We start from the raw sequence: 22404 nt of genomic DNA on the forward strand, positions 1-22404 counted from the left end.
GGTCCCCTCCTGTAATATAATCATCTCTCTATATTATACTTGTACCACAATCAGAGGTCATGTAATCTGCATCACATTGTTGAGAGATTATTATAATCTATATGAAACCAATGACAATCCAATGCTTTTTTCTGAAAAAAAACTGTGATAATTTCACGTATAAACAAAGCTTATAATGGGAAGTAAAGACGCTGGGGCAAAAGTTAATAAAAATGAAGACTTTCTGAACTAATAAGGGTATTTAACACTTCTAAATACAGGTGAGTTATAATACAAGTATAATAAGAGAAACTTAAACGGAGGTTACAATGACAAATACAACAGTTGGAACGTTTCGCTTAATGGGATTTTTAGAAGGAGGGTCACTCCTCATACTTCTATTTATCGCAATGCCTTTAAAATATCTCGCTGACATCCCATTGGCTGTTACAGTGGTCGGCTCTTTGCATGGTTTTCTGTTTATCCTCTACCTTTTTATCCTTGCATATACAACGTTTAAAATACGCTGGTCTCTAAAGTGGGTAGTGAGTGCAATTGCAGTCGCCTTTATTCCTTTTGGAAACATTGTGTTAGATGCTAAACTAAAACAGTCTTCATATATGTAAGCTACTATATACAATCCAGCTGCCGGGTTACTCCTGCAGCTTTTTTTTATAAAAAAAAAGATATTGAGAAGGTTAAGTTTCTCACTATCTTTTAGTCAATACTACTGTCTTCCCACAGATGCTTTAATTTTTCATCAGTACATGGGTAGTTTATCTTGAAAAGATAATCTTTCGTTTATAAAGGATTCTGGAGCAAATTGCCAGGACAATGATGACAAACAGTAGCAAAGCTGCCTTATGAATGACTTGGCTGAAAGCTTCAATATTAAAACCCAGGTAATGACCGGCCGCAAAAAAGACTGCTGTCCATATAAAGCCTATGGAGTAAGAGTATAGTGCATACTTTCTATAGGCCATTTGATTAGCTCCCACAATATATGGCACAAGATGACGGATGACAGGTAAAAAATAGCTGAGAATAATTGAAAATGCTCCATACCTTGCAGTGAGCAGTTCTGCCCTTTCAATATGCTTTTTCCATTTATTCTTCCTGCCAAAATATGCGAGCACTGGTGCTCCAAGCAGTCTGCCGCCAGCGTAGCCAATGGAAAGGCCTGAAATGACGCCAAAATAAGTAACAAAAAAGGCGCCATAAGGCTGCAATATACCCAGGGAAGATGCAAAACCCCCGCACATGACAATGGCTTCATCAGGAATTGGAAGCCCAAAGATACCCAGCCATAAACTGAAAAACAAGGCCACATATCCATAGCTGCCAATCAAATCAATAAAATGCTCCAGCTCCATGCCAGGTCTCCCTTATATCATTTTTGCATGTTTACAAGTATACACAAAAGCAGGCGGAATATTTAGAGGTACAAATTTAAAAGAAACAGAATTATAATACGCCTTTAGCATCTCTTTCATTTGAAAAGAGTACTGAAAGCCGACAAAAGCTCCGTCCTCTTGAAGAGAGTTTTTAACTTCATTCATGATACTAGTTCTGCTTTCATCTGAAAAATTAGCAAAAGGGAGACCGGAAATAACCGCATCAGCCTTTTTTAAATTCATTTTGTCCATTATGACTGTAAGCTCTTCAGCATTAGATGCAAAATAAAAAGATGGATACTCCTTCTTCAGCTTTTCTCTCATGTAGAAATCCTGTTCTATAATAAGGACAGAAGAGCCATTTTTGGCATTCTGAGAAATATATTTGGTAAAAACGCCTGTTCCGGCACCTAATTCAACAATTGTTTCTGCTTGTTCCCAATTCACTTGATCCACAATCTTTTTTGCCAAAAAACGGGAGCTGGGTGTAATGCTTCCAATTTGCTTTGGATCAGTCCAAAATTTATAGAAAAATAATGCTCTATTGTTACGTTTTAGTTTATATGGCATGTTAAACCTCTTCTCTAGCTGCTTGGTTTTACCAATAGGACCTTTAACTGGCTTTTCTTATTTTATAATACCACTTTGAAAACAACAATGGTAATTTCCCCTTTTTCACCCTTTTGTTATGCTGCCGGGCTGAGAAGCAAAAACGGCACAGTCCAGTATTAAGGGGACTGGCACCGTTTCGCCTTAAAGGAGGCTTTCCCGAGGCTGCCCAATTCAAAGGGATTTCTTTAAAGTTACTGACTGACAGCATCAGAAGAAGCAACAACCTGTACTTCAAGTGTTCCGCTTTTACTATCAACAATCGACCTGATCATGACTGGATAATCTTTGTTATTCATGAATTTGAAATCCTTGTATCCGTATGCCACAGTAGCATCCTTGCCTTCTGGTACGTATCCAACTGACTTGGAGTGATGATGAAGTTCTAAAATTTCCAAACCTGCCTTTTCAACTGCATTATATAAAGTACTGGAGGTTTGGCAGACTCCACCGCCGATACCTTCCACAAATTCCTTGTTTACAATTTCAAGTGCCTTTTGGTAGCCATTTTCTATAGTTCTGTCGCCTACAACTAAATTGAAGTAAAAGCGGTCTCCGGGACCAAGAACAGTTTGGTTAATTACGTTAGAGGATATTGAAATGTTTTGTGTTCTCCCGGCTATCGTTGGATTGAAAGAAGTTTTGTAACTCCCAAGCAGGATTGTTTGCTCCGGTGAGAAAGTATCTTTTGAAACATTTGGCGGAGTCTCTTCGATAGGCAGCTCAATTTCTTTATCAAAAGCAGTCATATTATTTAAAAGTTCCAAAGCCTTTTTTTCGTCAAGTATTACCCTGCTTTGTCCGCCTGTCAACTCGCCGTTTGAATTCAGTTTAACAGGAATCATTGGCCGGTCGATATTCCTTGCCAGCTCTTTCACAACCTTTTGTACATCTTCTCTGTTCTCTTTAGAGGGCATATAGGTATGAAGAACATTACTGTTTCTGTTATCAATGAGCTTTACTTCAAGCTCGTAATCTTTCGTAACAAGGCTGCTGAGTTTTTGTTCATTTCTCTTTAGTACTTTTTCCTCAGTTTCCTGTCCACCGCTTAAACTGCTGCAACCAGTTAAAACTAAGCTGAATAAAGCGACATAAATCAATTTTTTCATGTATTCTCTCCCATTTAACTTTTTGTTAGACCCCTTTTATTTCTAAGATCGTTCTGTATATAAGACGAATGATACCCTGCAAATGTTTCATGAAATAGAAAAATTATCAAATTTACCTCAACATATTTTACATGTTTGGTGGTAACAGTTCAAGTGGCTTTCTGCTGGTTTGTACTGAAGAAACTCTTATCCTAAAGTAAAATGATAATGATGACAATAAAATTAACCGCTATTATTTTTAGAAGCTTGTATAGCCATTACACCCGCAATAATCAAGATTCCGCCCAATGCAGATGACATATAAAATTCTTCTTTTAAAAGCAGCATTGCAGCTAAACATGCAACTGGAGGCTCCAGGTACATAAAGTTTGAAACAATGCTGGCCTCCATGATTTCAAGTGCTTTACCCCAAAACCAATAGGCTATAGCTGTAACAAATACACCCAGAAACAGCAAATGCCATACATTTGAGGAGCTTAACAGCTGCAGCTGCATGAGCCCCCCATTACTCAAAAAGATCGGCATAGTAACTGCACAGCCAATACAGCTAATATAAAAAGTAATAGTTAAGCTTGGGTATGGAATATCAAGTTTCTTAAGTAATATAGAATAAACAGCCCAGTTCAATGTGCTGGCCAGCATAAAAAAATACCCTGCTTCCCTTGGAAACACAAAGTTCCCGGAACCAAAGGCAGTAATAAATAAAACACCCAGGATGGCAGTCAGCATCCCCAGAAGCATATAAAAGGAAAACGATTCCCGCAAAAAGATGACTGCCAGGATTACGGTGAAAACTGGTGAAAATGCAATCAGCCATCCTGCTTCTGAGGCATCAATAGATGTAAGCGCAGCCGCCTGCAGCAGTTGATGAACAAACACACCTATAATTGAAAGGATAAACAGGTGCGGCCAATATTGAGGCGAAACGAATATTTTTTTCCTGGTGATGACTAGCAAAACTAACAGAAATACTGCTCCTATTGCAAATCTGGCTGTAATCAAAGAGAACAAATCCAATTCATCTAGGACCGATTTTGCCGAAACAAAGGAAATGCCCCAAAAAGCCACTGCAAGAAAAGCATATAGGGAACTCATTAATTTTAGTTGATTTTTCAATTTTTCCCCGCCCAGTTAAAATAGCTTGTTTCTATCACATTATGCTGAAAACATAGAAGATATGAATACTGGACAAACAGGTTTACTATTAATTAAAAAAGGGAAAAGAATAGAGGTTATTTATAATTAGATCCGTTAAACACAGTTCAAAGGAGAAACAAGATGTCCATATTGATTGTTGACGACAATAAGGTAAATCTTTTCGTTATTGAAAAGATCTTAAAAAACGAAGGGTACACAGATTTTATTTCATTTACATCAGCAACGGAACTTTTTCAGTATTTAAAACTGGATTCCCCTTCCTCACAGATTGATGCGGATGTTATTCTTATGGATATCATGATGCCCGGAATAGACGGAATACAGGCCTGCAAGATACTTCAAGAGACACCTCATTTAAGAGATATTCCTGTCATATTTGTTACGGCACTGGAAGATTCCGAAAAAGTAGCAGAGGCTTTGGATGTGGGAGCCATTGATTATATAACAAAACCTATAAAAAAAGTTGAACTGCTTGCACGTTTAAGAGTGGCACTTCGGCTAAAATATGAAAAAGACTGGCATACGCAGCAAGAGAAAAAAATAAGAGATGAGCTCCGCCTTGCAACAGAAGTTCAAAGAAATTTATTAAGCAGCCCCATCTCTACACCGAATCTTCAAATCGCATCCTCTTACCTTCCTGCTTTTCAGCTGGCAGGAGATATGTATTACTGGCAAAAACTGGATAACGAAAGATACGGCGTCATGATCCTGGACATGATGGGGCACGGTATTTCTTCTTCCTTGGTATGCATGTACATCTCTTCTGTACTCAGAGATGCGATGAAGCATTACACAGAACCTGAAGAGGTAATTAGGGAACTAAACAACTGGATGCATCAGCTCTACAATGAAGAAAACGAAATGAATTATTATTTCACTGCGATTTATTTGGTTATCGATACAAAAAAGAAAACAGTCGATTACATAAATGCAGGCCATCCGCCAGGTTTTGCACTGATAGATGGTTCACAAACCGAACTTTTAAAGAGAAGCTGCTGTGCAGTTGGCTTTTTTGAAGAAATTGATATGAAAAAGCATTCCCTCTCTTATCGTGAATCCATTCAAATTCTGATGTATACAGACGGAGTTTTGGAGGCGATAGAAAATGAAGGGATTGATGGACTGCATTTTTTGAAAGCGGCAAGTGAACACATTGATGATCCGCAATTAATGACAAACCCGCTGGATTTCATTTTGACAGAAGAACTGCAGAAAAATCATCCTGATGATATGTGTGTAGTGGTAATTAAAGCTTCTTAGGATTGAGCACAGAAAGCTAAAATAATATAAGAGCATAAAAAAAGAAGCTTGGAAATCTAATTTCCAAGCTTCTTTTTTCATGTAATATAATTTTCTTTGCGGTAGATTTTTTCTTTGCTATTAAAGGTTCTGTAATTGTAACGGGCATCTGGACGCAGAGCTTCCTTGCTTCCAAGACACAGGAAACCGTTGCTCGCCAGGCTGTCGTAAAAAAGCTTAGTCACGTCAGTTTGTAATCCCCCGGAAAAATAGATTAATACATTACGGCATATAATCGCATGAAATTCATTAAACGAACCATCTGTTACCAGATTATGCTGTGCAAAAATGATAGAATCTGCTAAATATCTGTGAAAGCTGGCGTTCTGTTCATCAGTACTGTAATACTCAGAAAAAGCACTGCTTCCTCCAGATTGCAAATAATTTTTTGTATAAGTTTGCATCCTGTTCAGGGAAAAAGCTCCCCGTTCAGCCAGTTTCACGACTTGCTCATTCATATCTGTTGCATAAATTCTGGTGCGGCCAAGCAAACCTTCTTCATGGAGCATAATTGCCATCGAATAGGCTTCTTCTCCTGTTGCACATCCTGCATGCCAGATCCTGATTTCTGAATGCTGGCGAAGCATTGGGATAACATCTCTTCGAAATGCATAGAAAAAAGAAGGGTCTCTGAACATTTCTGTTACGTTTATAGAAAAGTCGCTAAGAAGCTTATCAACAAATCCAGGTTCATGAAGAACTTTCTCCAACACTCCAGTTATGCTTGAGATTTGTTCCAGCCGCATCCTGTTTTCAAGCCTTCTTTCAATGGAAGATCTCATATATTTCCGAAAATCATAACCAGTAGAAAGGTAAACGCCCTGCAGCAGCAGATCTATTTCCAGCTGCTGGCGCTCATCATCATTTAGAATCTTACCCAAAAATGTTTCCTCCGCTTTCTCTTGCAATTAAGTTGTTTAATGAAACAGTCTTCTCTCTATGACAGCCATACCCTCATAACTGAAAGCAGCTGATCCAATTTTAATGGCTTGCTGACATAATCAGATGCGCCTGCTTCCAGGCATTTTTCCCGGTCTCCCTTCATTGCCTTGGCAGTCAGGGCAATAATCGGAATATCAGGGTGAAGCCCGTTGGAACGTATATTTCTCATTGTTTCATATCCGTCCATGTACGGCATCATAATATCCATTAAAATAATATCAATATCGCCTCTTCCCTCCAGCATATTCAGGCATTCAATTCCGTTTTGTGCAGTCATGACGTCCATGCCTTCCTGCTGAAGAGCACTTTTCAAAGAATAAATGTTTCTATTATCATCATCCACAATTAAAACGCGTTTATTCTTAAAGACGGCTTTTGCATCAGCTATTTCAGGCTTCTTCACTGTAACGGCTGCAGCCACTTGTTTTGTTGCTTCCTGTACTTCTTCTTCGGCACTCATAGTCCCTTCTGCCTTCCCAGTAAGGGGCAGGCTTGGAATATAGATTGAAAAAGTGCTTCCTTCCCCTTCTATACTTTCCAGCTCAATAAATCCTCCAAGTAACCTTGTGAATTCCCTGCTGATAGACAAACCAAGACCTGTTCCCCCGAATTTGCGCATTGCAGCACCATCGGCCTGCTGAAAGGCTTCAAATATCAGCTTTTGTTTATCTGCCGGTATTCCGATTCCTGTATCTCTTACAGCAATTTGAAGCCAGTACTCTGCATTCTCTAAAGAATCTATATGGCTTACTGAAGCTTTGGGTGCTAGATCAATTGAAACTGTGACAGCTCCCTGTTCCGTAAACTTCAGAGCATTTGACAGCAAATTCTTTAATACCTGCTGCAGCCTTTGCTCATCTGTCCACAGTATAGCAGGAACACGTTCTCCCTTTTTAACCTCAAGCTGCAATCCTCGGTTTTGGGCAATGTGGCTGAAGTTTCTTTCAATATGATCAGGCAGCTCGCTGATGTTCATTTCAGAAAAATGGACTTCAGCCTTTCCAGCTTCAATCTTAGAAAGATCCAAAATGTCATTAATTAAAGATAGAAGCTCCTGTCCTGATGAATGAATCACACCGGCAAATTCTTTATGCTCGTCTGTTAATTCCCCGCTGCTGTCCTCTGAAAGCATTTCTGAAAGAATCAAAATACTGTTTAAAGGTGTTCTCAGTTCATGGGACATATTTGCAAGAAATTCAGATTTGTAGCGTGAGCTCACCATTAGTTCCCGAGCTTTTTCTTCCAGTGATTTTTTAGCCCTTTCAAGTTCAGAAGATTTTGTTTCTGCATCCTTCGACCGTTCTTCAAGCTGTTCATTTGTCATTCGAAGTTCTTCAGACTGAGCCTGAAGCTCTTCAGATTGCGCCTGCATTTCCTCAGATTGCGCCTGAAGCTCTTCTGACTGTGTTTGAAGCTCTTCTGTCATTTCCTGTGATTCTTTCAGAAGTCTTTCTATTTCTGCCCTGCCTAATACACTGTTTATCGTAATTCCCAATGTATCTAGAACATTTGTGAGCAGGTTAAATTGTAATGGAGAAATTTCATGCAAACTGGCAAATTCCAGCATGGCTACAATTTTTTTCTCAAAAAGAACCGGCATTACAGCAAGGGTTTTGGGCTTAACCTCACCAAGGCCGGTAGTAATATACCGGAAATCTTCAGGAATGTCCTGCATAATAATCGTTTTTTGTTCTAATGCAGCCTGTCCGATCAGTCCTTCGCCAAGACGGAAGGAATTTCTCCCTGCATCATGGGAGTCAGCAAAAGACGAAATTTTATGAAATGCTGTTTCCTCGCCTTCCCCTTTTCGAATATAAAGAGCGCCAAGTGATGCATCCAATTTTTCCGCAATACTATTCATAAACTGTTTCGCTAAGTCTTCTACTTCGGTAATTCCCTGATACATTGTGGCAATTTCTGCGACATTTGTCTGCAGCCAGTTTTGTTCAGTAATTTTAGCTGTAAAATCCTTTTCTTTTCTTCCATACTCCTCAAGAGAAGCTGCCATTTCATTAAAAGACACGGCTATTTGTCCAATTTCATCCTTAGTCTTGACTGGAACTCTTGGCAGGGAAGTCAGGTTCGTGTAATCCACATTATTCATCACACCGGTAATGCTTTTAATACTGGCTGAGGTGCTTTTTATCACCCAGGCTGAGATGAGGAATATCATCAGCAGGCATATTGCCAGTGACACAACGACAAATATAACAGCCTGGTTATAAATCTCTGCTGCATGGGCCTGTGCTTCATCCATTAAGTTTTCCTGAAAGAACTGAAACTCAGAAATCTTTTCCCCTAGAGCTTGTCTTTCCTGCTGATAATCATTAAATATTGCTGAAGAACTGTTTATGTTTGTATTTCCCTCTGCAATTTGTGCAGCGATGGCCGATTCTGTTTGTGCAAAGCTTCGGTAGCGGTCCCATATCTCCGCCATCATTTGTCTGCCTTCCTCCCTGTTCAGGGTAGGCTCAAGCCTCGACATCGCACCTTCAATTTCACTTTGCTTTTCCTGTATGGCCTGAATACCGGCACTTACATTTGCTTCCTGTTCATCATTCAGGAGTATAAGCACATCTCGCTCTGTAGATGTATATAGATCCTGAATGCTGATCGACTGCTTTACTTTTTGATAACGGTCATCTGTAATTTCAGTCATTGTGCTTCTAATATTACTGACCATGAATAACAGTACAGAAAGCAAAAGCAGCATAAAAATCAGTATGGTGCCAAAACCGACCATCTGCTTCCTCTTAAATGTCATACGCTCTCTCCCTCTATTTAGTTTTATTTATGAAGCATTAAATTAATTGTCCAAAAGTAATTTTATCATAATTCTTCAAGATGAACGAAAATTAGACATTAAATTAATTTGAGAAAAGTTTTCAGAATGTGGTTTTGGGAAGGTTTGTAATGGGTAAATATTGGTTGTAGACCCCCTATGATATACTTTTAAGCCCTTTCGGCTTCCTTCTTCCTTTGGATAGAAGGTTTTTTTATTTGTAAATACATGTACATCAAAAGAATATACCTCTAAAGAAGAGGTATATTCTTAATCAACTACATTTTTTGCTGTTTATAAGGAATAGCCTCCGTCCACAACCAGATTATGCCCGTTTATATAACTTGAATCTTCGCTGGCTAAAAAGTAAACGGCTTTGGCAATTTCTTCAGGTTTTCCAAAACTGCCTCGCGGATGCTCTGACTTTGCCTCTTCATACATTTCAGAGGAAGGATACACACTTTTGGCCAGATCAGTATCTACCGGACCGGGTGAAACCGAGTTAACTCTAATATTGGTTTTGGCAAAACGGGAAGCAAGTGATTTTGTTAAACCTACTACACCCGCCTTTGTCGCACTGTATGCAGGCAATGCAGGTGAATATGTTTCAGATCCTACCGATGCTGCATTATTAATGATGCTGACCGGTTCGTCAGTTGAAAAGTATTTTTCGCCGTTTTTCAGCATAAGGTACTGAGATCTGAGATTCACCTCAAACAGCCTGTCCCAATCTTCTTCTTCAACCTTTAATAAAGAGCCGAGGCCAAGCTCAGCACTGCCGGCATTGTTGAACAATACATGCAGCTTTTCATATTCTTCGCTGAACCATTGAAAAAACGCTTCGACAGATTCTTTTTCTGTCAGCTCCACGCTTTTAAAGGTAATAGATCCGCTGCCTTCTTCTCCAACAGCTTCAAGCTTCCTGCCCTCTTCTTCGGACCTGCCCAGTGCTATCACTGAATATCCTTTTTCACAAAAAAGCTTAGCAGTTGCTTTCCCTATCCCTGAAGTTGCACCTGTAACAATCACTACTTTATTTTCCAAGATCAGCATCCCTCTCTTTAATGAGACTGTTTGGCAAATTCTACAAGCAAGCGGGAAAAATGATTCTGTTCTTCCTCTGTAGCCGCTTCCCACAGTTCTTTTAAAAGCATTTCTTCCCTGTTCCGCGGATCAACATTATTCGCCAGGTATTCAGCTGTAATTTTCGCACTTTTGGCTAATGCTTCCTCACTAAGCCCTAATTTCTCTCCTGCATTTACTTTATCTCCCAAGTAGTTTCTGAACGTTTGAAAATTCTCCAGAATTTCATCTTTTTCTTGCTTGCTAAGAGCATCTAGTTTTGATTCTACTTTCTCTCTTTGAATAGACGTATCTTTATCTTGATAATTCATCAAAAGCACCTCCCCACTAGATTTACTCATTCCATTCCCGACTGTATAAAGGGATAAACGGCTAAATATGCTCTTCCTTATAGAACTCCGAGCCTGGCTTTGCTAACTATTGATGCAGCCTGTGTGTTCTGCAAAAGAAAAAAGACAGAATCCGGAGTGGAATCTGTCTGTATCATCAAGTTAACACATGTTTTTCAATCGCCTGCCCCACACCATCCTCATCATTTGATGCAGTTATGTAATCACATATTTCTTTAATGTGTGGATCACCGTTGTCCATCGCAATTGATATACCTGCAGCTTTCAGCATTGGAAGGTCATTGAAATTATCTCCGATTGCCACTGTATCTTTCATAGAAACCCCGAAATGAGCAGCAGCTGTTTTTAAGCCGTTTCCTTTATGTCCTTCCTTATTCATCACTTCCAAGTTAAAAGTTCCAGATGAAGTGACATTAATTCCATCTATGTTTTTAAATATTTCGCTCAGCTTTTCTTTTTGATCAAGATCAAGGGTAAGGATAAAGAATTTTTGAACAGTGATATCTTCTCTGTCTGCTACATCCCTAATATGAGTAAAAAGCTGAATATTCTCCTTTTTGGGCTGTTCCGTAATCTTTTTCCTCTGCTCTTCTGTTAAATCCACTACGTTTGCCCTTCCGCTTTCCAGCACTTTGGATATTGAGTCCACCCAGCTGTCTGGCGTAAATATGCCCTGATTGCTGTATATACGGTAAGGCACTTCTTCTTCATCTAATAATGAGCCTATTGTGTTAATATCTTCTTTTTCAATGGAAATGACTTTTAGTAGCTTTCCGGCTGCATATACGGCCGTTCCATTGCTGCCTGCAACATGGCAGTCCAGTTTTGCTTCCTTAAGAATTCCTATAATATCTTCCGGTGCTCTTCCTGAACAAATCATCACGATATGGCCCTGTTCCTGTGCCTTTTGGATTGCCGCCTTGTTGCGTTCAGATATAGTCAGGGATGTAGAAAGAAGGGTCCCGTCCAAGTCAATGGCTATGAGTTTCATTGTGTCATCTCCTTATGTATTTTCAATACCACTATACACTTAATTTTTTGTGAAAACAAAGCAGGAAGGTTTTGTTAGTTTCATTCTTATATAAGAAAAAAGCTCCCATATGATATGCATGGAAGCCTTTTATCATAAAAATTTATTTAAGGCCGCGTGACAATCAGCGAACGAGTTTCTACGATTGCAGATTCTAAGCCCGTTCCTGTCACAGTAATTCTAACGTTGTATACGTGATCACCTTGAGGCGGATTATCCACCCAAGTGAGAGATGGTATTTCTGTAAAGGACCTTGTGATAGGAGTGACAAATTCGTCTTGTGATGTGATGGATACAAATGAAATAGGCACGTGATCCCTGAATAGCTCAAAAGAAATATTGTAAGATGGAGTGGTTGAGGAAGCAGAAGTCGTGATATCTACTTGAGAAAATGCAGTAATTATCAGTCTTTCCCCATCTACAGTAGAAATGGCAGGAGCTGTGAGTACAGTTACCGAGTTGTTTAGAGGCAAGAAGATTCCGGCAATAGCCTGACTGTTAACGAGCTTAATCTGTGAGGTTTCGTCCCTCACTAGTTCATCGTAAACTAACCTGTGCGCGGCAACTATCTCTCCTGCTTCATTTTTGCCCCATATTGACAATTCTACCCCTTCTTCACCGCTGCCTCCTGTTGTAAATATATATTCGAAGCCATCAAAATCCGCAAAAAACTCTCTATTAATTACTTGATTTGGTTCTATTCTAAATAACTCACTGACGTATTGAGTTCTATTTCCATTTAAGAAGTAACCTTGAATAAGAATAGATGCAGCATTCGTCTGGCTTGTATTTATAATTACCGCAGTGACAGACTGTGTAGGTCGATTTCCGTCAGTGGTGTTATTATCTATTGGCCCGGTTTTAAATACGGCCATCTTTAATCCCTCCTGTATTTGTTATTCCATGAAAGATCCTTTCTTAAATTAAACAGTTAAATTTAAGTTCCGGTTTACAGCTGAAGCACTGACAACATTGATTCCAGAGGTTACATTTGTTCTGACTTGATAAACAGCTGCAGGATTGGATGTTGCCGGTACATCCACAAAAGTATTGGATATATCAAACCGCTGTATTCCTGCATTGACCAAAGTCCTGTTTAAAACTCTCGTGGTTAACAACTGGTTATCTCTATAAAGATTAAAGCTCACAGTGAAAGTATTGTTGGCATCAGCATTTTCTTCCACAGCTAAGGCGAAATCCACCTTAATTCTTTGTCCTGCAGTGACGGGTGCTACAACCTGAGCTACAACAACTTCTGTTCCTAGCGGCGGGAATATTTGAATGCTTCCAAAAGCATTTTGAAATGCCAATACTGATGGAGCTCCTCCCCCTGGTCCAGTAGGTCCAGTAGGCCCTGTAACACCTATTCCTGCTGCACCAGTAGGACCTGTTGCTCCAGTTGCTCCTGCTGCTCCAGTAGGACCTGTTGCTCCAGTAGCTCCAGTTGCCCCAGTTGCTCCTGCTGCTCCAGTTGGTCCAGTTGCTCCAGTTGCTCCTGCTGCACCAGTAGGACCTGTTGCTCCAGTTGCTCCTGCTGCTCCAGTAGGACCTGTTGCTCCGGTTGCTCCTGCTGCTCCAGTAGGACCTGTTTCTCCTGCTGCTCCAGTAGGACCTGTTGCTCCAGTTGCCCCAGTTGCTCCTGCTGCTCCAGTTGGTCCAGTTGCTCCAGTAGGACCTGTTGCTCCTGCAGCACCAGTAGGACCTGTTGCTCCTGCTGCTCCAGTAGGACCTGTTGCTCCAGTTGCTCCTGCTGCTCCAGTAGGACCTGTTGCTCCTGCCGCTCCAGTGGTTCCAGTTGCCCCAGTAGGACCTGTTGCTCCTGCCGCTCCAGTAGCTCCAGTTGGTCCAGTTGCTCCTGCTGCTCCAGTGGTTCCAGTTGGTCCAGTTGCTCCTGCTGCTCCAGTAGGACCCGTTGCTCCAGTAGGACCCGTTGCTCCAGTTGTGCCGCCCGAAGGCCCAGTAGGACCCGTTGGCCCTGTAGGGGATTCTCCCTCTAGTTCTGCGGAAACGAGCCTGTGAGCAGTATTCAGCTGCCCTTCACTGTTTCTTCCCCATACAGATACTTCTGTTAATTCTTCTGCTGGCCCTCCTGTAATAAAAACAAATTCATATGCATCAAAATCTGCAAAGTAGTTTCTGGTTATAACTTCATTGGGATTAAGGAGTAATAATTCACTAACATATTGCGTTCTCGTTCCATTCAAGTAAAATCCCTGTATAAGAATGGAAGAAGCTTCAGATGCATCTTGGTTATCGATCTTGATGGTTACCGTTCTGGTCAGTCTGCTGCCATTAACCGGACTATTCTCAATTGGGCCTGTAGTTAGTCTGGCCATATAGAACCTCGCTTTCTGATTACCTTGAAAGTCTATGATTTCATTCATAGCTAAGATAGTTTATTATGTTATTAGTAAAAAAGTTCACGCCATATGCGGAGGGACGTCAAAAAAGGCAATGTTTCCTGGGGAGGAAATTCATGAAGGATTCGGGAGTAAGAGGTTTATTGGTAGATTCTCAATCAAGATGCATACACTATCATAGTTTAAAAGACATCATATCCATCAAGTTTTATTGTTGTGGTGAATATTTTCCTTGTTATCAATGCCATCAGGCAGAAGCAGGGCATTCAGCCAAAGTATGGCCAAAGGAACAGTTTAATGAACTGGCTGTCTTGTGCGGAGTTTGCAAGTGTGAAATATCAATAGAAGAATATTTGTTTTCAGAATCAGAGTGCCCTAATTGTCAGTCTGCCTTTAATCCGGGTTGCAGCCTTCATTATCACCTTTACTTTGATATCTGATCGTCTTTTTGCCATGACAATTTTTGCTTAGGAAGGCATATTAGCTGAGTTTAAGTGTATAATGTATATGTACGAAATTTTTATACGTTAAGGATGTGTAAATTTATGTGGAACAATGGTCAAAAAGAAAAGCCGCCTGAAAGCGTTGTGAAAGTCTGGAGCTGCGGATCCGAAACATGCAATGGCTGGATGAGAGATAATTTCAAGCACTCAGAAGAACCTGATTGTCCTTTGTGCGGACATGCCATGGTGGTAAGCGAAAGAACTCTTCCCATTCTGGAAAATTTTCCTGTTAGTGCAAAGAAATAACGTTGCTTCCTGATAATAATCCTTAACTTGGCCTTATGTATAATGTGACTGAAAAAGGAGTACTCTCAAAGAGCACTCCTTCTTTTATCTTTTATACAGAAACTCTCTGGATCTCCATTTTTGTCAGCACTGCTTTGATCATAAAATAACTGATGCTTTCAGGCAGTTGTTCTTTCAATGGCTTTAGAAAAATTGTTTTTTCTCTTTGAATACATTCTTTAATCTGTAATTCATTCTCCTCAGAAACAAACTTCTCCCATTCAACCGTCATCCCTTCTTTTGCACACCTGAGAACGTGATTTTCAACTGTAACGGCAGACAGCTGCCGCTTTTTTGCAATTTCTTCAAGACTGTACCCGTCACTCAACAACTCATAGGTCTTCAGATGCGACCCCTTGCCGTTATTTGTATCTTGATAGTCTTGAGAGTCTTCTGATTGAATATAGTTTTGAATCACTGAAATAAACGCTTCTCCGTAGTCTTTTTGCTTCTTTTGTCCAACACCTTTAATAGTTAAAAATTCCTCTGCATTCGAAGGAAGGGCGGTACACATATCGAGAAGCGTGCTGTCTGAAAATATAACAAAGGGCGGAACTTTAGCGGTATCTGCGATTTCTTTTCTAAGTTTTCTAAGTTCCTCAAATAATGCTGAATTTTTCGTATCATTCTTTTTAGCAGCTGAAAGCTTTTCTGCTTTCTTATAAATTTCCTGCCTGCCTTGAAGTACGTCCTTCCCTTTCTCAGTAACATATAAAACTGGATACTGTGTTCCGGTAATGCCGATAAATTGTTCAGACGTTAAATAATCTATTAAATGACCTATTTGCTTTGCAGGCTTGTCTTTCATAATGCCGTAGGTCGACAGTTTATGAAATCCAAAGCTGCTGATTTTTTTATTTGCTGAACCGGCAAGAACCTGGCTGATGACTGTTTTGCCAAATTTTCTTTCCATCCTCACCATACAGGATAGAATCATTTGTGCTTCCCTGGTAATATTGACTTTTTCCCTGGTGTCGTGGCAGTTGCTGCATTTTCCGCAGGGAGCTGCACCACTCTCGCCAAAATACTGCTGAATATACTGCTGTAGACAGTTTTCTACAAAGCAATAATCTTTCATACTTTGAAGCTTCTCTGTTTCCTGCCGTATTCTCTGAGTATCTGATATGGACTTCTCGATGAGAAAACGCTGAACCTGCAAGTCATATGGGCTGTAAAGAAGAATGCACTCGCTTTCCAACCCGTCCCTGCCTGCCCTGCCTGCTTCCTGATAATAGCCTTCCATATTTTTTGGAAGCTGATAATGGAGCACGAATCTTACATTTGATTTATCTATACCCATTCCAAAAGCGTTAGTGGCAACCATGACGGAAAGGTTGTCCTTGATAAAGCCGTCCTGCTGATCAGCCCTCTCCCCATCACTTAACCCTCCATGATACTTTCCTGCTCTGACTCCTTTTTTTATCAATGAAGCGTGAAGCTGATCAACTTCTTTTCTTGTTGCAGCATAAATGATTCCTGATTCTGATTTATGTGTTCCAATATAATGCTGCAAGTACTGAAGCTTATCAGCTCCTCTAACCACTTGAAAAGATAGATTGCTGCGCTGAAACCCTGCCACATACTCATTTTCCTGAAAGATAGATAGCGATTGTCTAATATCATCTCGAACCGAAGGAGTGGCAGTTGCAGTCAGGGCCAGCGTGACCGGCCTGGAAGGAAGTTCATTGATTAACCTAGCGATTCTAAGATAGCTTGGCCGAAAGTCATGTCCCCACTGTGAAATACAATGGGCTTCATCTACTGCAAAAAGAGAAATGTTGAGCTTCTTTAATGTATGGAAAAATTCAGGTGAATCAAGCCTTTCAGGTGCGAGATACAATAGCTTATATGCACCGTTTGCAGCAGCTTCCATCCGCTTTTCAGCCTCTCTGTAAGTAAGGGAGCTATTGATATAGGCTGCGGGAATTCCCGCAGTCTCCAAGGCATCTACCTGATCTTTCATAAGTGAAATCAATGGCGAGATAACAATTGTAATTCCTGGCAGGAGCAATGCTGGAATTTGATAGCAAATTGATTTTCCTCCGCCTGTCGGCATAACTCCAAGTGTAGGCTTTCCATCGAGAACATTTGAAATGATCCATTCTTGGCCCTGTCTGAATTGCTCATATCCAAAATATTGTTTTAATGTTTCTGTTGCTTGCTTTAACACAGCATTCATCCTTTTTTCATTCTTTCCCCTATTATATCAGAATCCAGCTGCCCTTTTTTATTAAGAAACACAAGTTTGTGAGATTGAAAATGCTAAATAGTGGTAGAATTTAAGTGATAACAGGATGGGAGGAAATCTTCGATGGAAAATATTCTAGTTTGCATTAAAAATCAGAAACATGCAGAGCTGTTGATTAACAGAGGAAAGCAGCTAGCTTCTGCTTTTAAAGGTAAGTGCGTACTTCTGCATGTTGATTTATATGAAGAAGAAGAGAAGGATTATCAGCACGAATATCTGTTGGACATTCTATTACATACTGCAGCCAAATTCAATCTATCTCTGCAGTGTGTACCTGCCAAACACAGGAAGCTTGCAGCAGTGATAGCCGAAACAGCAGCAAAAGAACGTATCAAACAGATTGTGATTGGCCAGCCAATTCTTTCCAAATGGGACTTTCTTACAAAAGGATCAATAGTGAGTGATCTCTTCTCGGTTTTAGAAGGAGTCGATTTGCATATAGTAGAAATTACCTCGGATAAAGCAGATGAAGAGATTCCTTATCAAAGAGGTATTCCTGCTTACCTGGAAAAAGATGGAGAAGAGTTTACATTAACGCTTGATAGACCACTTTCCTATTTAAAAAAAGGAATATTTTACAAAGAAAACTCTACAGATTTCAACACAGGGTTTTTACAAGTGGAGGTTGAAAAGAAACCTGTATTTCTTAAGGTAAAAGAAGGGACTGTAGATAAAGAGGAGAGTGAAAAACTAAATAGAAATATCTGAAAACCTGGAAAAATCAGTCTCCCTTTCTACATTTTCTTATATTTTACAAAAATAACGCTTGAGAAATGCGATCATAAGAATTATGATAAAAGTTGTTTAACTTTGAAACAATTTGTATTATTTTCTGTCTAATATGTAAACCGCTCCAAAAAGAGTTTTTAAGAAAGGGAGAATTATGAGAGTAGATCGCAGGGTTCAAAAAAAGAAAAAAACCGCCAAACGTATCCGATTATTACTATCTCTTTTTACATTATTTATCTTTGGAATCGGTACGTTTATTGTGCTGCAGTTTAGAGATGGAATGGTGCAGTCTGCCAGCGAAACCGAGCTGCCTGCAGAAACCTATGAATTCGATGGAAAAAAAGACAAAAATGGCAGTACCAATATTCTGCTGCTTGGGAGCGATTCCCGGGGTGAAGAAAAGGCCAGAACAGACACAATCATGATTGCACAATTTAATTCCAAAAATAATACTCAGAAAATTGTATCCATTATGAGGGATACTTATGTTGATATACCAGGTCACGGAAAAAACAAGATTAACGCTGCCTATGCTTATGGAGGACCAGAGCTGTTAAGAAAAACAATCAAGCAAAATTTTGATGTTGATCTTCAATATTATACCATTGTCGATTTTGTAGGCTTTCAAAAGGCAATTGATACGGCATTCCCTGACGGCGTTGAAGTGAACGTTGAAAAGAGAATGAGTAAGAATATTGGTGTTACATTGGAGCCTGGTAAACAAAAACTCGATGGAGCCCATCTTCTTGGCTATGTGAGATTTAGAGGAGATGCTGTTGGAGATTTTGGCCGAGTTGACCGCCAGCAGGAAGTGATGAAGGCTCTTGCTGACCAGTTAATCAGTGTTCAAGGCGTTACAAAAATCCCTAAAATGGCTGGTGTCATTACCCCCTATGTGAACACGAATCTAAAAACAACAGATATCGTTTTTATGGGTACTGATGCATTGACAGGAGGGGCAGGAAATATAGACAGCCTGCGCATCCCTGTTGATGGAAGCTTTGAAAATAAGAGATACAGCGGTGCGGGAGCTGTACTCGACATAAATACAGAGAAAAATAAACAGGCGCTGAAAGAATTTTTAAATGAAAATTAATACTGTTGAATTGAAAAAGGGCTTCCCAATGTCATTGGTATGACGAAGGGAGCCCTTTTTTCACTTACTGTTGCTGTGTTTATATCTGTGGAGCAAAGATATGACTGGCACTTTTAAAATCACCTGATTTCAGTTAGCGTTTGCTTTAGCTTTTTCGTTCACAGCAGTAACAGCTGATAGTATAAGCTCTTCAAACTTAGCAGATCTCAGCTCCAGCAAACCTGCTTCTGTTGCGCCGCCTGGAGTGGCTACCTGCTCTCTCAACTGTGCTGGGCTGCCGTGCTTGCTGAGCATGGCAGCAGAACCGGCAATCATTTCTATTACAAGCTTTTCAGCTGTTTTTCTATCTCCTGTATGAGGCAGTGCTGCTTCTATCAGTCCCTCGGCAAAAAGATATAAAAAGGCTGGTGCACTTCCTGTAACTGCCGTCAGGTTATGAATATCTTCAGGGGTACATTCTTCATAGGTGCCGATTGAGGAAAGTAATATTGTCAGCAGGCTGCGGTGCGTTCGTTCAACATATTGTCCGCAGGAGAATAATGACACGGATCGGGACACTTCTGCGGCGGTGTTTGGCATAATCCAGGCAGCAGGTGTCCCTTCAGGCAAACGGTTTTCCAGGTATTCCGGGTCAATCCCCGCTGCAATTGTAACGATAAAAGGAAGCGGACCCTGTTTGGAAAGAATGTTTAAAATGTCAGGGTGAGCGTCTGGAGGCATGGCAAGCACAATCATGTCTGACCTGCTGACATCATCAAGCCAGTTTGGCTGTGGTGTAATGCCATATTTATTCTGCAAACGAAGAAGTTTCTGATGATCTGTTGAATTTGAAACAATGATTTCTTCAATGCTTTCGTTATTATTTACAAGTAAGCCCGAAATAACGGCCTCTGCCATTCTTCCAGCACCAATCATTAATATCCTCGGCTTATTCAAGGTGTATCCCCCGCTTTCAATTTGTTATTTTTTATGGTTCCATGAGCATACTTCGATGAGCCTCCGCAATATTATGTTACATCTCTTTTAACGAAAAACCACCAGGCTGGCAGCAAAAATAAGATCAGATATGATATTCCCATGGCAGCAGAAAACAGCGGTGTCATACCTTCAAACATGATCTGCCCTCCCTCTGTATACTGCCGGACATTCGTGATGGAAAATAAAAAGTATTTTCCATACAGCACCTCAAAGTGACTGAGTATATCAGCAGTCGTCCTTCCTGTTAGAGCTAAGATGAAAGCAAGGCCTATTGCCATAGAACTGTTTTTCGAAAGTGAAGAAAGAGCAAAGGCGAACGCTCCAAGTAAAAAGGCTTCGGCCATGCTTGTGAGGTAATCTGCTCCTATGTAATTCATGCTTCTTGATGATACTGCAGTATACTTTATTCCAAAAAAAAGAACACCAGTTACTATTGAAGAAATAAAGTAAAACAAATAAAGATACAGGGTGAAAAGCATCGTTGTTAAAAATTTCGCTGACAGAATTTTGCTCCTGCTTTTTGGCAAAAGCAGCAGTGACTTCATTGTATCCCAGCCATATTCCTTTGAAACCATTGAACCTGCAATCACAATGGCAAAAAGCTGGACAGCCAGCAAAACCTGCCCGCTGAAAGCAGTGAAACCGATCGCATTATCCCCGATTCCAGCACCTGTTAGAAGCCGTTTCAGCAATATGGCATTAAGTAAGTTTAATAAAATCAATGATATAAAAATCCACTTTGTGCTAAAATGAGCCAGTATCTTTCGATGCTCATTTATTATCAACGAGATCATTCCCCGACTCTCCCCTCTGTTACTTCAAGAAAAGCTTCTTCGAGGGATTTTTTCACGGGGTAAATACTGTAAACTTCGAGTGAATTCGCAACCAGCAGCCTTGTTATCTCTGGTATTCTTTCGGCATTTGCTGCAATGTAAAGTCCGTTTTCTTTTTGAATGGTTGAAAAGTGGGTTGAAAGAAGCTTTCTTGCTTTATTGAAAGGCTCGGCTTTTATAAAAATGCGGCTGCTGCCTTCCTGTTTTAATTGATGTATATGAATAACAGAGCCGCTCTTAAGGATTGCTACCCTGTCGCACAAGTCTTCCATTTCATTCAGTAAATGACTTGTACAGATGATCGTTGTTCCTTCATTTTTCTGCAGCAATTTAATATAAGTCCTCAGCTCAATCATCCCTGCCGGATCCAGCCCATTTTGGGGTTCATCCAGAATCAACAGCTTGGGTTTATGAAGAACAGCCCCAGCAATTCCCAGCCTCTGCTTCATACCGAGCGAATAGGTAGATACCCTGTCGTCAATGGCTTTCCCAAGATTCACAAGCTCAATGACTTCTTTCATCCTATCAGAGTCTGCAGCAGGATAAAAAGCAGCTGCCATCTTTAAATGATCTCTTCCTGTCATATATTCATAAAACTCAGGATTTTCCACAATGGCACCTATTGAAGAAATTGCTTTTTCAAAAGATGTGCTGATATGCAATCCATTCAATTGGATACTGCCGGAATCTGGTCTGATTAAGCCTACGATACATTTGATTAAAGTGGTTTTACCAGACCCGTTAGGTCCAAGAAGCCCAAATATTTCTCCTTCTTTAACAGTGAGGAAGATGTCATTCAGAACGCTGGACGTATTTATTTTCTTAGAAAGGCCGCTAATTTTAAGCAATATCTGCTGATCCATTTTTCAACCCCGTTTTCGTTATTTCACCATGTTTATTCTAACACAGAAAGCTCTTGAATCATGATAATTGCTCTGCGGCAGGGGTATCATGCTCTGCTTAAATGATAGGATAAGCCCGTTTTTAAAAAGTTTACCTTAGATGATAACTTTTTAGGGCAGAGTGCCATAGTATACATTATCTCTTAATTAAAGGAGTGAAGATAATGAGCAATCCAGGTGGAGCAGGTTGTGGCGGAACAGGATTTGGCTACGGTTCAGGCTTTGCGCTTCTAGTTGTACTATTTATCCTTTTGGTAATTATCGGTGCAGCTTATGTTGGAGGCGGCTACGGCGGTTACGGTTATTAATTCTTAAAAGAAGGAAGCAGGCTTTTCTAAGCCTGTTTTTCTTATTTTTTAGATTGATTCTGTTACATAACTTTTTAGTTATTTGAATGAAGCTTCTACGTGTCTCACAGCATTCAAATCATGCAGATGCCTGCTTTTTTCATATACATTTAGATGAGGCAGGAATGATCAGCAGCAGTATTGAAAAGACATGTCAATTTAGACGTATACGTTTTATGAAACTAAGAGGGACAACTTGTCCAAGCCATAAAAACAAGAAATCCTTCCACTACTATGACAATGAAGGACATTTCTCATGCTTTTTACCGAGTTTTGTCCTTCATACCCCTTATGAAGGACATTTCCCATGCTTTTTTACTGAGTTTTGTCCTTCATCGGCCTTATGAAGGACATTTCTCATGTTATTCCACCTAGTTTTGTCCTTCAT

22 protein-coding genes are annotated in these 22404 nt (G+C 40.2%); 7 read left to right on the forward strand and 15 right to left on the reverse strand.

Annotation, left to right across the window (positions count from 1 at the left end):
- The first annotated feature begins 308 nt into the window (after positions 1 to 308).
- Positions 309 to 605: a DUF3817 domain-containing protein gene (locus GJU40_RS01190; protein WP_154305897.1), complete on the forward strand. Its 297-nt coding sequence runs from the start codon at positions 309 to 311 to the stop codon at positions 603 to 605.
- A gap of 150 nt (positions 606 to 755) precedes the next feature.
- On the opposite strand, the gene GJU40_RS01195 is transcribed toward GJU40_RS01190, so the two are convergent.
- The 4 genes from GJU40_RS01195 to GJU40_RS01210 all read right to left on the reverse strand — a co-directional run bounded on the left by GJU40_RS01195 (position 756) and on the right by GJU40_RS01210 (position 4207).
- Complete coding sequence (locus GJU40_RS01195; protein WP_154305898.1) at positions 756 to 1352, reverse strand: DedA family protein; 597 nt, start codon at positions 1350 to 1352, stop codon at positions 756 to 758.
- A gap of 12 nt (positions 1353 to 1364) precedes the next feature.
- Entirely contained in the window at positions 1365 to 1943 is a 579-nt protein-coding gene (locus GJU40_RS01200; protein WP_154305899.1) for a class I SAM-dependent methyltransferase, read from the reverse strand.
- 233 nt (positions 1944 to 2176) lie between these two features.
- Positions 2177 to 3091, reverse strand: a complete 915-nt coding sequence (locus tag GJU40_RS01205) for a VanW family protein (protein ID WP_154305900.1) — start codon at positions 3089 to 3091, stop codon at positions 2177 to 2179.
- A gap of 222 nt (positions 3092 to 3313) precedes the next feature.
- Complete coding sequence (locus GJU40_RS01210; protein WP_154305901.1) at positions 3314 to 4207, reverse strand: DMT family transporter; 894 nt, start codon at positions 4205 to 4207, stop codon at positions 3314 to 3316.
- A gap of 162 nt (positions 4208 to 4369) precedes the next feature.
- On the opposite strand from GJU40_RS01210, the gene GJU40_RS01215 reads away from it, so the two are divergent.
- A complete protein-coding gene (locus tag GJU40_RS01215; protein WP_154305902.1) occupies positions 4370 to 5509 on the forward strand; it encodes a PP2C family protein-serine/threonine phosphatase in 1140 nt (379 codons plus the stop codon).
- A 77-nt stretch (positions 5510 to 5586) separates the two neighbouring features.
- Here GJU40_RS01215 and GJU40_RS01220 read toward each other — a convergent pair whose 3' ends face one another.
- From GJU40_RS01220 to GJU40_RS01250, 7 genes are all read right to left on the reverse strand, one after another.
- A complete protein-coding gene (locus tag GJU40_RS01220) occupies positions 5587 to 6429 on the reverse strand; it encodes a CheR family methyltransferase (protein ID WP_246188236.1) in 843 nt (280 codons plus the stop codon).
- A 56-nt stretch (positions 6430 to 6485) separates the two neighbouring features.
- Positions 6486 to 9254 (reverse strand): response regulator, encoded by a 2769-nt coding sequence (locus GJU40_RS01225; RefSeq protein ID WP_154305903.1) that lies wholly within the window; start codon positions 9252 to 9254, stop codon positions 6486 to 6488.
- A 312-nt stretch (positions 9255 to 9566) separates the two neighbouring features.
- The gene (locus GJU40_RS01230) at positions 9567 to 10316 is read right to left on the reverse strand and encodes an SDR family NAD(P)-dependent oxidoreductase (protein WP_170289290.1); all 750 of its coding nucleotides are present in this window, start codon (positions 10314 to 10316) and stop codon (positions 9567 to 9569) included.
- A 17-nt stretch (positions 10317 to 10333) separates the two neighbouring features.
- The gene (locus GJU40_RS01235) at positions 10334 to 10666 is read right to left on the reverse strand and encodes a DUF3243 domain-containing protein (RefSeq protein ID WP_154305905.1); all 333 of its coding nucleotides are present in this window, start codon (positions 10664 to 10666) and stop codon (positions 10334 to 10336) included.
- A gap of 175 nt (positions 10667 to 10841) precedes the next feature.
- Entirely contained in the window at positions 10842 to 11696 is an 855-nt protein-coding gene (locus tag GJU40_RS01240; protein ID WP_154305906.1) for a Cof-type HAD-IIB family hydrolase, read from the reverse strand.
- Positions 11697 to 11842: 146 nt separating this feature from the next.
- Positions 11843 to 12610, reverse strand: coding sequence for a hypothetical protein (locus GJU40_RS20800; RefSeq protein ID WP_212029770.1), 768 nt, complete (start codon positions 12608 to 12610; stop codon positions 11843 to 11845).
- Between the two features lie 48 nt (positions 12611 to 12658).
- Positions 12659 to 14071 (reverse strand): hypothetical protein, encoded by a 1413-nt coding sequence (locus GJU40_RS01250; protein ID WP_154305907.1) that lies wholly within the window; start codon positions 14069 to 14071, stop codon positions 12659 to 12661.
- Positions 14072 to 14211: 140 nt separating this feature from the next.
- Here GJU40_RS01250 and GJU40_RS01255 point away from each other — a divergent pair, with 140 nt between their 5' ends.
- Both GJU40_RS01255 and GJU40_RS01260 read left to right on the forward strand, forming a co-directional pair.
- Complete coding sequence (locus GJU40_RS01255) at positions 14212 to 14535, forward strand: CHY zinc finger protein (RefSeq protein WP_154305908.1); 324 nt, start codon at positions 14212 to 14214, stop codon at positions 14533 to 14535.
- A gap of 105 nt (positions 14536 to 14640) precedes the next feature.
- A complete protein-coding gene (locus GJU40_RS01260; RefSeq protein ID WP_154305909.1) occupies positions 14641 to 14844 on the forward strand; it encodes a cold-inducible protein YdjO-related protein in 204 nt (67 codons plus the stop codon).
- A gap of 91 nt (positions 14845 to 14935) precedes the next feature.
- Here the strand turns inward: GJU40_RS01260 and recQ are convergent, their stop codons facing one another.
- Positions 14936 to 17062 (reverse strand): DNA helicase RecQ, encoded by a 2127-nt coding sequence (recQ, locus tag GJU40_RS01265; RefSeq protein ID WP_154305910.1) that lies wholly within the window; start codon positions 17060 to 17062, stop codon positions 14936 to 14938.
- A 132-nt stretch (positions 17063 to 17194) separates the two neighbouring features.
- On the opposite strand from recQ, the gene GJU40_RS01270 reads away from it, so the two are divergent.
- Together GJU40_RS01270 and GJU40_RS01275 are read left to right on the forward strand one after the other, a co-directional pair.
- The gene (locus tag GJU40_RS01270) at positions 17195 to 17839 is read left to right on the forward strand and encodes an adenine nucleotide alpha hydrolase family protein (protein ID WP_154305911.1); all 645 of its coding nucleotides are present in this window, start codon (positions 17195 to 17197) and stop codon (positions 17837 to 17839) included.
- Positions 17840 to 18140: 301 nt separating this feature from the next.
- On the forward strand, positions 18141 to 18956 hold the full coding sequence (locus GJU40_RS01275) for an LCP family protein (RefSeq protein WP_425481182.1): 816 nt from the start codon (positions 18141 to 18143) through the stop codon (positions 18954 to 18956).
- Between the two features lie 129 nt (positions 18957 to 19085).
- Here GJU40_RS01275 and GJU40_RS01280 read toward each other — a convergent pair whose 3' ends face one another.
- The 3 genes from GJU40_RS01280 to GJU40_RS01290 all read right to left on the reverse strand — a co-directional run bounded on the left by GJU40_RS01280 (position 19086) and on the right by GJU40_RS01290 (position 21630).
- The gene (locus GJU40_RS01280; RefSeq protein WP_154305937.1) at positions 19086 to 19871 is read right to left on the reverse strand and encodes a pyrroline-5-carboxylate reductase family protein; all 786 of its coding nucleotides are present in this window, start codon (positions 19869 to 19871) and stop codon (positions 19086 to 19088) included.
- A 92-nt stretch (positions 19872 to 19963) separates the two neighbouring features.
- On the reverse strand, positions 19964 to 20728 hold the full coding sequence (locus GJU40_RS01285) for an ABC transporter permease (protein ID WP_154305913.1): 765 nt from the start codon (positions 20726 to 20728) through the stop codon (positions 19964 to 19966).
- Positions 20725 to 21630 (reverse strand): ABC transporter ATP-binding protein, encoded by a 906-nt coding sequence (locus tag GJU40_RS01290; protein ID WP_154305914.1) that lies wholly within the window; start codon positions 21628 to 21630, stop codon positions 20725 to 20727. The genes GJU40_RS01285 and GJU40_RS01290 overlap by 4 nt, the downstream gene beginning before the upstream one ends.
- 203 nt (positions 21631 to 21833) lie before the next feature.
- Here GJU40_RS01290 and GJU40_RS01295 point away from each other — a divergent pair, with 203 nt between their 5' ends.
- On the forward strand, positions 21834 to 21977 hold the full coding sequence (locus GJU40_RS01295) for a YjcZ family sporulation protein (RefSeq protein WP_154305915.1): 144 nt from the start codon (positions 21834 to 21836) through the stop codon (positions 21975 to 21977).
- Positions 21978 to 22404 lie beyond the last annotated feature (427 nt).

The sequence above is a fragment of the Metabacillus lacus genome, from assembly GCF_009674805.1.
GTDB classification, from domain to species: domain Bacteria; phylum Bacillota; class Bacilli; order Bacillales; family Bacillaceae; genus Metabacillus_C; species Metabacillus_C lacus.

Excerpts from the sequence above, each read along its gene's own strand:
- GJU40_RS01270 (WP_154305911.1), top strand. The coding sequence starts at position 17,195 with ATGGAAAATATTCTAGTTTGCATTAAAAATCAGAAACATGCAGAGCTG.
- GJU40_RS01205 (WP_154305900.1), bottom strand. The coding sequence starts at position 3,091 with ATGAAAAAATTGATTTATGTCGCTTTATTCAGCTTAGTTTTAACTGGT.
- GJU40_RS01225 (WP_154305903.1), bottom strand. The coding sequence starts at position 9,254 with ATGACATTTAAGAGGAAGCAGATGGTCGGTTTTGGCACCATACTGATT.
- GJU40_RS01285 (WP_154305913.1), bottom strand. The coding sequence starts at position 20,728 with ATGATCTCGTTGATAATAAATGAGCATCGAAAGATACTGGCTCATTTT.
- GJU40_RS01255 (WP_154305908.1), top strand. The coding sequence starts at position 14,212 with ATGAAGGATTCGGGAGTAAGAGGTTTATTGGTAGATTCTCAATCAAGA.
- GJU40_RS01200 (WP_154305899.1), bottom strand. The coding sequence starts at position 1,943 with ATGCCATATAAACTAAAACGTAACAATAGAGCATTATTTTTCTATAAA.
- GJU40_RS01240 (WP_154305906.1), bottom strand. The coding sequence starts at position 11,696 with ATGAAACTCATAGCCATTGACTTGGACGGGACCCTTCTTTCTACATCC.
- GJU40_RS01235 (WP_154305905.1), bottom strand. The coding sequence starts at position 10,666 with ATGAATTATCAAGATAAAGATACGTCTATTCAAAGAGAGAAAGTAGAA.
- GJU40_RS01275 (WP_425481182.1), top strand. The coding sequence starts at position 18,141 with ATGGTGCAGTCTGCCAGCGAAACCGAGCTGCCTGCAGAAACCTATGAA.
- GJU40_RS20800 (WP_212029770.1), bottom strand. The coding sequence starts at position 12,610 with ATGGCCGTATTTAAAACCGGGCCAATAGATAATAACACCACTGACGGA.
- GJU40_RS01290 (WP_154305914.1), bottom strand. The coding sequence starts at position 21,630 with ATGGATCAGCAGATATTGCTTAAAATTAGCGGCCTTTCTAAGAAAATA.
- GJU40_RS01295 (WP_154305915.1), top strand. The coding sequence starts at position 21,834 with ATGAGCAATCCAGGTGGAGCAGGTTGTGGCGGAACAGGATTTGGCTAC.
- GJU40_RS01250 (WP_154305907.1), bottom strand. The coding sequence starts at position 14,071 with ATGGCCAGACTAACTACAGGCCCAATTGAGAATAGTCCGGTTAATGGC.
- GJU40_RS01260 (WP_154305909.1), top strand. The coding sequence starts at position 14,641 with ATGTGGAACAATGGTCAAAAAGAAAAGCCGCCTGAAAGCGTTGTGAAA.
- GJU40_RS01280 (WP_154305937.1), bottom strand. The coding sequence starts at position 19,871 with ATGATTGGTGCTGGAAGAATGGCAGAGGCCGTTATTTCGGGCTTACTT.
- GJU40_RS01215 (WP_154305902.1), top strand. The coding sequence starts at position 4,370 with ATGTCCATATTGATTGTTGACGACAATAAGGTAAATCTTTTCGTTATT.
- GJU40_RS01190 (WP_154305897.1), top strand. The coding sequence starts at position 309 with ATGACAAATACAACAGTTGGAACGTTTCGCTTAATGGGATTTTTAGAA.
- GJU40_RS01195 (WP_154305898.1), bottom strand. The coding sequence starts at position 1,352 with ATGGAGCTGGAGCATTTTATTGATTTGATTGGCAGCTATGGATATGTG.
- recQ (WP_154305910.1), bottom strand. The coding sequence starts at position 17,062 with ATGAATGCTGTGTTAAAGCAAGCAACAGAAACATTAAAACAATATTTT.